Origin of the sequence: Kitasatospora griseola, from assembly GCF_014648555.1 — a bacterium.
GTDB classification, from domain to species: domain Bacteria; phylum Actinomycetota; class Actinomycetes; order Streptomycetales; family Streptomycetaceae; genus Kitasatospora; species Kitasatospora griseola.
This window is the reverse complement of the sequence record NZ_BMRI01000008.1, coordinates 132,872-139,600: the sequence shown is the minus strand read 5'-3', so window position 1 is coordinate 139,600 and position 6,729 is coordinate 132,872. Positions and strand designations below refer to the sequence as shown.

Sequence of the window (6,729 nt, the reverse complement as noted above, 5' to 3'; positions counted from 1 at the left end):
GGGGGGGGGGGGGGGGGGGGGGGGGGGGGGGGGGGGGGGGGGGGGGGGGGGGGGGGGGGGGGGGGGGGGGGGGGGGAAGGGGGGGGGGGGGCCGTGCGGGCCGTGGCAGAGTCGGTGCCATGACGCTCCCGGACCCGGTCACCCCGTTCGCCGACGACCTCCCGCCCGTCGCCGGCCTGCCCACCGCCGCCGAACAGGCCGAGCGCGACCCGGCCCAACGCGCCCTCGCCGCCCCGCTGCTGACGGAGTTCACCGCCCGCCTGCACGCCGTCACCCCCGTCACCGCGCTCTGGGTGCACGGCTCGCTCGCGCTCGGCGACTACCGGCACGGCCGCAGCGACCTCGACCTGATCGCCGTCCTGCCGACCGCCCCGGACCGCCGGCTGCGCACCGAACTCGCGCTCCTGCATCAGCAGTTGATCGCCGAACGGTCGTCCGCGGAGAAGCTGCACTGCACCTACCTGTCGCAGGACGCGCTCGCCGACCCGGCCGTCGACCACTTCACCTTCGCCCAGGGCGAGCCGATGGACCGGCCGGTCACCGCCGTCACCAGGCGCGAACTCCTGTACGGTGGACTGCGGTTGGCCGGTGCCGAGGCGGTCGCGCTGCTGCCCCCGGTGAGCGACCAGGAGTTGCACGCGCACCTCCGCACCGACCTGCGCACCTACTGGTGCCCCGTCACCGACCGCCCCGGACCCTGGCAGCGCGACATCTGGGTGGACTTCGGCCCGATCACCACCACCCGCGCCACCGTCGCCCTCCGCGAGAGCCGCCTGATCACCAAGCGCGAGGCGATCGCCCGACTTCCCTCCCTGGACGCCCCGTCCGAGCTGGTCGCGGACATCGTCGCCCGCCGCTACGGCACACCGCTGCCGCTCACCGACGAACAGCGCGACCAACGCGCCGAGCAGGCCCGGCTGTTCACCCGCGCCGCGATCGAACGGGCGCTGGAGTGACGGGAGTTCGGTCGAGGACGGACAGCGCCGCGCGGAGCGAGCCGTAGCCGTCGGCCGGGTCGGCACGGTCGCGCAGGCAGCGGTGGACGGCGGCGGTCAGTTCGAGCCGCGGGCCGATCCGGCGGTCGATCAGGGCCACCGCGAGCCGGGGACGGGTCTCGGCGTCGACGTCCGCGTTGGTGCGCAGCGGCAGCCAGCGGGCGCCCCGGGTGCGGCAGGCGGTCTCGCCGAGATACCAGAGCGCACAGTCGAAGACCGGGTCGTCGAACAGGCGGATCACGGACGGGAGATGCGCGATCCGGTAGCGCTCCACTGCTGCCATGTGGTCCAACTCGCCGGCCAGGCCCAGGGTGTGGACGCGCTGCCGCAGCACCTCCTCCAGCACCTCCAACGACCGCTCCGAGAAGTCGAGTTCACCCTCCCGCCCGGTGGCTCGCGCCCACAGCGGGAACGCCTCCTCGCGCATCGCCAGCCAGTGCGCGAGGTCCTGGCCGGGCCGGCCGGGGTCGAGCGGTCCGGGCGCGTCGGGCCGGGGACGGCTGCCCCGGCTCTGCCCGGGCCGGGTGCGGGCCAGGTCCAGGGCCCGGTCCACCACCGAATCCCAGAACGCATAGCCCTCCAGCGTCTCCGCCAGCCGGTCGCCCGCCGGCGGGCCTGCCGCCGCGACCACCGTGTCGAGCGCGGCGCACATCGGGAAGTCGTCCTCGTACAACTCCTCGGCCTCGGCCAGCTCCTGGGCCTCCTCCTCGTCCAGCACCTCCTTCGGAAGCCGCAGCAGCGGCTGCAGCCGCCCGGGCGCATGGGGTGCAGGATCGGGCGAACAGTGCCACAGCGCACCGTAGTTGCGGACGTGCACCTCGCCGAAGTACCAGGCCGCAGCGGTCAGGAACGGCTCGTCCCGCGCCGCGTCCGCCTGCTCCCGGTCCGGGAAGCGCTCCCGGACGGTCCGCTCCAGTCGGGGGAGCGAGCCGGTGCCGAAGTCCCAGCCGCTGCCGGTGAGTTCGGCCCAGGCGGGAAACCCGTCCCGGCCCTCGGCCAGCCAGACGTTCAGCCGGGGATTGTCGCGCCACTCGGGGTCGTCGATGGTGGTCATGGCCGCCGAGGGTAGGCGGCGGGACGGACAGTCGGCGGTCCGTCAGTGCGCGGGGCGCCGGAACAGGGCGGTCCACAGGAACGGCACGCCGAACAGCGGCGACTCGGCAGGCTGCTCCCGCATGCGGCGCAGCTCGACCTCGGTCAGGTCGGCGAACACCCGGCGCAGCGCGTCCGGGGTGTACGCGAGGCCACCGTGCAGGGAGCGTTCGCGGTAGCAGTCCGCGTCGGAGAGCTCGGAGCCCATGCCGCCCTCGCCGGCGGCGAAGCAGGTCAGCGCGAACAGACCGCCGGGGGCCAGTACGCGGTCGAGCAGCGCCAGGTAGCCGACCCGGCGGTGCGGCGGCAGGTGGTGGAAGCAGCCCGAGTCGACGATCAGGTCGTACGGCCCGCTCAGCTCGCCCGCGCCGAGGGCGAAGGCGTCCCCGCAGCGGAACCGGACGTCGACACCCGCCTCACGGGCCCGCTCGCGACCCCATGCGACGGCGACGGGCGAGAGGTCGACCGCGTCCACCTCGAAGCCCCGCGCGGCGAGGTGCACGGCGTTGCGGCCCGGGCCGCAGCCCAGGTCCAGCGCGCGGCCGGGGGCGATCAGTCCCCGGTCGAGGTGCGCGGCCAGGTTCTCGTCCGGTTTCGCCACGAAGAACGGGACCGGCCTGCTCCGGTCGCCGTAGAAGCGGTCCCAGTAGTCCCGGCCGTCGCCGGTGGCGAGCCGGCCGGTCTCCGGAGTGGTGCCGAACAGCCCGTCCAGGAGCGCGAGTACGTCATCGACCGTGCGAACGGTCCGGTCCATCCGGCCCCCCCTTCCGACCTGGCCGATCCTAGGCAGCGGGGACCGGACCGACCAGGTCGGGCGAGTTTCGGCCACCGCCGCAGCGGGCCGCTGCCGCCCGGCGCCGACATCGCGGGCCCCGGACTTCGGGAGGCGGGCCCCGGGCGGGCGGGCCACCCCTGCGAGGCCGGGACGGGCGCCTTCCGAGCGGTGCCCGGCCGCCCGGGGTCGAGAAAAAATCATCCGGGCGGGTGACAGGGCGTGGCGTGGCCGACATTCGCCCCCGGGCTCGATCCGCGGGCCGACGGGGTGTCAGTCGGCGGCAGGGAACAGGGCGGTGAGCTTCGGCAGCCGGGCGGCGGTCTGCTCGGCCGTCCACGGCTCGCCGTCCGGGTCGGCGACCAGCGGACTGTCGTGGCCCTGGGCGAGCATCGCCTCCTCAAGGCCGTCCTCGTTGCCGGTGAGCGCCTCCCAGGCGTCGGCCGCGCAGTAGTCGAGGGTCTCCCAGCCGGGCAGGTCGCGGTCGGTCTCGGCGGCCAGCCGCAGGAACTCGGGGTGGTCGGCAAGCGCGTCCGGCTCGTCGACGGCCAGCCGGTGGGCGTCCCGGCCGAGGCCGACCAGCCAGGCGTGGAAGTACCACAGGCCGTCGTCGCTGAGACGGCCGGGCGCCACCAGCTTCGCCACTGCGACGGTGGCCCGGGTGTCCACCGGCGCCCGCACCTCGTCCAGGCGCAGCTGGAACTCCAGCACCTCCTCCAACGGCAGTTGTCCCAGCCGGTCGACCAGCAGCTTGGTGCGGTCGCAGGGCGCGCCGGCCTCCAGGGTCGACTCCACCAGTTCCCAGAAAACGCTCAGGTCCATGCCCGGCATGCTCCCACGCCCCGAGGACACCGGTTTCCGCCGCCGGCCCTTGACTTCAAGGGCGCTTGAACTCGCAGGATGGGCGACGGCAGGGCCGGAAGCGTCCGGCCGGACGACGGGTGGAGGCATGATGCGGGCAGTGTGGCTGCGGGAGTTCGGCGGGCCGGAGGTCCTGGTGCCGGGCGAGGCGCCGGACCCGGCGCCGGAGGACGGCGAGGTGCTGATCGACGTCGCCCACGCCAACCTGACTTTCGTGGAGACCCAGTTCCGCGCCACCGGACTCGGCCCGTTCTCCGCGGCGCTGCCGATGATCCCCGGCAACGGCGTCGGCGGCACCGTCGCCGCCGTCGGCCCCGGCGTCGACGCCGAGCTGCTCGGACGGCGCGTCATCTCCTCCACCGGCGGCAGCGGCGGCTACGCGGAACGCGCCGCCGTCCCCGCCGCCGGCCTCCACCCGGTGCCCGACGGCCTCGCCCTGGACACCGCGACCGCGCTGCTCGCCGACGGCCGCACCGCCCGCCTGCTGCTGGAGACCGCCGCGCCCGCCCCCGGCTCCCGGGTCCTGATCCTGGCGGCCGCGGGCGGCGTCGGCACCCTGCTGGTCCAACTCGCCGCCCACGCCGGCCTGCACGTGGTCGCCGCGGCCGGCGGCCCCGCCAAACTCGCCCTCGCCGCCGAACTCGGCGCCGCCGAAACCCTCGACTACCGGCAACCCGACTGGACCGCCCGCACCGCCCCCGTCGACCTCGTCCTCGACGGCGTCGGCGGCACCCTCGGCCGCACCGCCGCCACCCTGCTCCGCCCCGGCGGACACCTGCTCAGCTACGGCCTGGCCAGCGGCAGTTGGACCGACCTGCCGCCGGACGAGATCGCCGCCCGCGGGCTCACCGTCCTCACCCTGCGCCCCACCCCCGACGCCGTCCGCGCCGCCACCGCCCACGTCCTCGCCGAGGCCGCGGCCGACCGCCTGCGCCCCGTCATCGGCCGCCGCTTCCCGCTGGCGCAGGCCGCCGATGCCCACCGCGCCATCGAATCCCGGGCCACGCTCGGCAAGACGCTGCTGGACGTCCGCCCGGAGTGACCCGGACGCTGCGTCGAACCCGAGTGACGCCCGGTCAGTCGGGGTTCGACCACACCAGCACGGCCGGCCCGTCCGGCGTGAGCACCGGAACCCACGCTTCGTCCGCCCGGTCGAGCCGGGTCTCGTCCAGACGCAGGGGGCGGGGCAGTTCGGTGACGCCGTCGCAGGCCCAGTGGCGGACGGTTTCGACGATCGCGCGGAGGCGGCGCCGCTCCTCGTCCGACCAGGCGTGGCACCGGGCGCCGGCGCCGCGGAAGCGGAGTTCGAACAGCTCGCGCGGCGCGTCCAACGCGGCCGGGGCGAACAGCGGCATGTCGAAAGGCCATGGCCGCGGCCCTCCCGGCCGCGGGCAGCGGGCCGCGGGCACCGGGCTCAACGGGATACCCCGCCGGTCGCGGCCGAAGCTGACGGGCCGTCGGAAATCGGGTCGTGCCCGGCCCGACGGTCTCGTTAGCATCCCGACATGTCAGATCAGCCGATGTATCCCCCCAAGCCCCGGCCCGGCGACCGCGTCGCCGTGCTCTCGCCGTCCTTCGCCGGACCCGCCGTGTTCCCGCTGCCGCACGAGCTCGGCCTGCGCCGCCTGCGCGAGGAGTTCGGACTGGAGCCGGTCGAGTACCCGACCACCCGCAAGCTCGGTGCGAGCCCCGAGGAGCGCGCCGCCGACCTGCACGCGGCGTTCACCGACCCGAGCATCACCGCCGTGCTGGCCACCGTCGGCGGTGAGGAGCAGATCAGTCTCATCCCGCACCTGGACGGGGAGTTGCTCCGATCCCACGCCAAGCCGTTCTTCGGGTACAGCGACAACACCAACCTGCTGGACTTCCTGTGGCGGCACGGCGTGGTCTCGTACCACGGTGGTGCGGTGATGACCGAGTTCGGCCGACCCGGCGCCCTGCACCCGCTCACCGAGGCCTCGCTGCGCGCCGCGCTGTTCGACGGCGGCGAGTTCGACCTGCGCGAAGCCGAGGACGTCAGCACCGAACTCGGCCGCTGGGAGGACCCGGCGACCTTTGAACAGCTGCCCGCGAGCGAGCCCGGCACCGGCACGTACTGGCACCGCTCCGACCGGGTGGTCGAAGGCGTCAGCTGGGGCGGCAACCTGGAGATCCTGCACTGGATGGCCGCCGCCGACCGCCTGCTGCCCGTCGAGGCGTACGCGGGCTGCGTGCTGGTGCTGGAGACCTCCGAGGAGATGCCGTCCGGCACCGAGGTGTACCGGATGCTGCGCAACCTCGGTGAACGCGGACTGCTCCGGCAGTTCCCGGCCGTGCTGTTCGGCCGCGCCATGGCCTGGTCCTTCGAGCAGCCGAACGACGCCGAGCGGCGCGCCGAGTACCGCGCAGAGCAGCGGGCCGGCGCGCTGCGCGCCCTGGACGCCTACGCGCCGGACACCACGGCCGTGTTCGACGTCGACCTGGGCCACACCCAGCCCCAGCAGGTGATTCCGTACGGCGGCCGGATCCGGGTCGACGGCCCGGCCCGCCGCATCACCGTCACCTACTGAACCCGCCCGGCGGCACGTGCCCGCACCCGCGCCGACCAGCGCGGGCCGCCGCGGGCCGCGCCACCCGGCCTGGCCCGGTCGCCCGCCGACCACGTATCGTGGCCGGGATCGGAACGCGGTGCCCGGGGCACTGCGGCGAACGGGCACGACGTCGCGCGGGCGGCGGACGGGGGCGGTGACCTGACGGTGGCTGACGTGGCATCGACGACGGGGGACGGGCCGGCGGCGGCAGACCTGGAGGACACCTTCAAGCTGTCGACCCAGCCGGCGGGAAGCCCCGCGCAGGGCGCCGAACTTCCGCCCGCCAACGACCCGTTCGCCACCTCCGTCAACCTGCGGGTCAACCTGACGCCCCCGGACCTCACCCCCGGCGGCAGCCGGACGGCCCCGTCGCCCACCCCGACCCCGGCCGGCGGCACGCCCGTCCCGCCGCCGCCCGCGATGCCGCCCACCCCGGTCA

The 6,729-nt window shown here is 75.4% G+C and carries 7 protein-coding genes and 1 pseudogene; 4 read left to right on the top strand and 4 right to left on the bottom strand.

Annotated features, from left to right (window positions below; translation table 11 throughout):
* The first annotated feature begins 119 nt into the window (after positions 1 to 119).
* A complete protein-coding gene (locus tag IEZ12_RS13015) occupies positions 120 to 956 on the top strand; it encodes a nucleotidyltransferase domain-containing protein (protein ID WP_189272183.1) in 837 nt (278 codons plus the stop codon).
* Here the strand turns inward: IEZ12_RS13015 and IEZ12_RS13010 are convergent.
* From IEZ12_RS13010 to IEZ12_RS13000, 3 genes are all read right to left on the bottom strand, one after another.
* A complete protein-coding gene (locus IEZ12_RS13010) occupies positions 922 to 2,049 on the bottom strand; it encodes a hypothetical protein (RefSeq protein WP_189272182.1) in 1,128 nt (375 codons plus the stop codon). The genes IEZ12_RS13015 and IEZ12_RS13010 overlap by 35 nt on opposite strands.
* Positions 2,050 to 2,091: 42 nt before the next feature.
* The gene (locus IEZ12_RS13005) at positions 2,092 to 2,841 is read right to left on the bottom strand and encodes a class I SAM-dependent methyltransferase (protein WP_043911289.1); all 750 of its coding nucleotides are present in this window, start codon (positions 2,839 to 2,841) and stop codon (positions 2,092 to 2,094) included.
* A 291-nt stretch (positions 2,842 to 3,132) separates the two neighbouring features.
* On the bottom strand, positions 3,133 to 3,681 hold the full coding sequence (locus tag IEZ12_RS13000; protein ID WP_189272181.1) for a DUF4240 domain-containing protein: 549 nt from the start codon (positions 3,679 to 3,681) through the stop codon (positions 3,133 to 3,135).
* Between the two features lie 127 nt (positions 3,682 to 3,808).
* Here IEZ12_RS13000 and IEZ12_RS12995 point away from each other — a divergent pair, with 127 nt between their 5' ends.
* Complete coding sequence (locus tag IEZ12_RS12995) at positions 3,809 to 4,762, top strand: zinc-binding dehydrogenase (protein WP_229847491.1); 954 nt, start codon at positions 3,809 to 3,811, stop codon at positions 4,760 to 4,762.
* A gap of 34 nt (positions 4,763 to 4,796) precedes the next feature.
* Here IEZ12_RS12995 and IEZ12_RS12990 read toward each other — a convergent pair whose 3' ends face one another.
* Entirely contained in the window at positions 4,797 to 5,075 is a 279-nt protein-coding gene (locus IEZ12_RS12990; RefSeq protein ID WP_189272180.1) for a DUF6210 family protein, read from the bottom strand.
* Positions 5,076 to 5,225: 150 nt separating this feature from the next.
* Between IEZ12_RS12990 and IEZ12_RS12985 the strand changes: the two genes are divergently transcribed.
* Both IEZ12_RS12985 and IEZ12_RS12980 read left to right on the top strand, forming a co-directional pair.
* Positions 5,226 to 6,269, top strand: a complete 1,044-nt coding sequence (locus tag IEZ12_RS12985) for a S66 family peptidase (RefSeq protein WP_189272179.1) — start codon at positions 5,226 to 5,228, stop codon at positions 6,267 to 6,269.
* Positions 6,270 to 6,464: 195 nt separating this feature from the next.
* Positions 6,465 to 6,729: pseudogene (locus IEZ12_RS12980) on the top strand (hypothetical protein); the annotation flags it as partial.

What these genes read in the sequence shown, in the direction of transcription:
- IEZ12_RS13015 (WP_189272183.1), top strand. Translation starts at nt 120, where the DNA reads ATGACGCTCCCGGACCCGGTCACCCCGTTCGCCGACGACCTCCCGCCC.
- IEZ12_RS12995 (WP_229847491.1), top strand. Translation starts at nt 3,809, where the DNA reads ATGATGCGGGCAGTGTGGCTGCGGGAGTTCGGCGGGCCGGAGGTCCTG.
- IEZ12_RS13005 (WP_043911289.1), bottom strand. Translation starts at nt 2,841, where the DNA reads ATGGACCGGACCGTTCGCACGGTCGATGACGTACTCGCGCTCCTGGAC.
- IEZ12_RS13000 (WP_189272181.1), bottom strand. Translation starts at nt 3,681, where the DNA reads ATGGACCTGAGCGTTTTCTGGGAACTGGTGGAGTCGACCCTGGAGGCC.
- IEZ12_RS12985 (WP_189272179.1), top strand. Translation starts at nt 5,226, where the DNA reads ATGTCAGATCAGCCGATGTATCCCCCCAAGCCCCGGCCCGGCGACCGC.
- IEZ12_RS12990 (WP_189272180.1), bottom strand. Translation starts at nt 5,075, where the DNA reads ATGCCGCTGTTCGCCCCGGCCGCGTTGGACGCGCCGCGCGAGCTGTTC.
- IEZ12_RS13010 (WP_189272182.1), bottom strand. Translation starts at nt 2,049, where the DNA reads ATGACCACCATCGACGACCCCGAGTGGCGCGACAATCCCCGGCTGAAC.